This window comes from Candidatus Magnetobacterium casense, assembly GCF_019173545.1.
In the GTDB taxonomy this organism is placed as follows: Bacteria; Nitrospirota; Thermodesulfovibrionia; order Thermodesulfovibrionales; family Magnetobacteriaceae; genus Magnetobacterium; species Magnetobacterium cryptolimnobacter.
The window spans coordinates 1-1570 of the sequence record NZ_JABXWD010000612.1 but is presented as its reverse complement, the minus strand read 5'-3'; the positions used below and the strand labels follow the sequence as shown (position 1 = coordinate 1570).

Annotated in this window: 1 protein-coding gene; it reads right to left on the bottom strand. The window is 51.9% G+C overall.

Annotation, left to right across the window (positions count from 1 at the left end):
- On the bottom strand, positions 1 to 1428 hold a 1428-nt coding region (locus HWQ67_RS18085), incomplete at its 3' end, for a Hint domain-containing protein (RefSeq protein WP_218254090.1).
- Positions 1429 to 1570 lie beyond the last annotated feature (142 nt).

Below are 1570 nucleotides of genomic sequence, written 5' to 3'. Positions count from 1 at the left end.
CAAACCAGACAAAGCCCGTGCCCGGTTCCGGTTATCGTTCTCATGGGCAAACGATACCACCAACCCAGGATTCGACTTAACCGTCACATCAGTGACTTCAATTGTCCGAACACTCTCCTTCAAACCCAGAGTCGGACGACCTCGCTTGGCGGTCATTAACGTTCGACCTTTCCACCATGCCGCCAGATCAATCCAACGAGGCCAATCAGAAGACTCAGAGACAACATGCCCTTCCCGTACAAGATCTCTAGGTTGAAGTTGACCCGCCGCAATCCACTCCTCGGTCCCATCCTCCCGGACCATTAACACCTCGTGATCGGCTGTAAGCCGAAGAGGCTTCTCGACCCCCTCAATATCAATCACCGCCACCTCTTCATTCACAAGTCGAGAACCGGCCTTACAAGGACGGAATCTACCTTTATGGGTCAATAACAGATCTGTTTGGTCATTCACCATTTCCACAGGCATCCGCTGAACGACCCCCCCACGCTTTATCCAAATAGGTGTACCCGGCAACAAGCATCGTTGCAGGATACTCTTACCTCGGGGCTCATACTGTGACTTCTTACGAGCCAAGTAGTAAAGAAATGACCCAGCATCGGGGTCAGTGTTCAACGGAATGTTCCGACCCTGTTGAATAGCCTGAAGAACAGTTTCCGGCATCGAGGCGGCAATACGTACCGCCGCTGGATCCCCCGTTTGTGCCCGTTGGTAAATCGCCTTAGTCTTAGAATCAACCACCAATTCAATGAGTTTCTCGTCCGTAAACGGAAAACTCTCCATATGCATCTGCTCAGGAGGAAGCACCCGAATAGCTGACCATCCCTTGTAGTTCTTTTTCAGCCAAGCCACCGCCCGTTCATCAGCGTCCGGGTAATCTTCCCACCGCTCGATAGCCTCACCCTCAACGGTAATCTCCCGAATACACTTGGCCCTAATATCCTGAGGCATGTCAGGCGACGTGTCCTCAGCGAAAATGAACACCTCTCCAATGAGAAAATACTCGTGAACGATCTCCAAAAGCCTGTGGAGCAAACCAATCTTCTTCGCCCAACGTTGACAGAACCGAAGAGACTTCTCTGCCATGTCCCGATCCTTAACCTCGGGGAGCCCAAGTCGAAGCTTAGACAATGGCAGTTCTGAATGCAGATCAATGGCCTGTCCCACAAACGGGTCGTTGTCGTAGAAGAACCTGTAATAGTTCCGCTGCTCATCAACCGACTGGGGCAACTCCAGGAAGTCGGTTGACAACTCAGGAGAATAGAAATTACCCCCCTGTCCAAGATAAGTTCCCGTTGTGGTTGGAAACGCGGTCTTTATCCGCATGGCCGAAGTGACGATCTTGCTGGGTTTACCGACTAAAACCCCCTTTCGAGCCGGAACCCGCCTGACTTCTGTGGTGTCTTCGGGTCTGTTAGCTCGTGCCATTCATCATCCCTCCTCCTCAAAGTCGGAAACTGAAACAGGGGTAACAACCGGACGGGGAGGGGTCTTTTGGTGCTCTGGAATCAAATCTGGATCCTCAAAACTCCCCACGGGACCAAATCGTGGGATATCCCTAATCAACGCC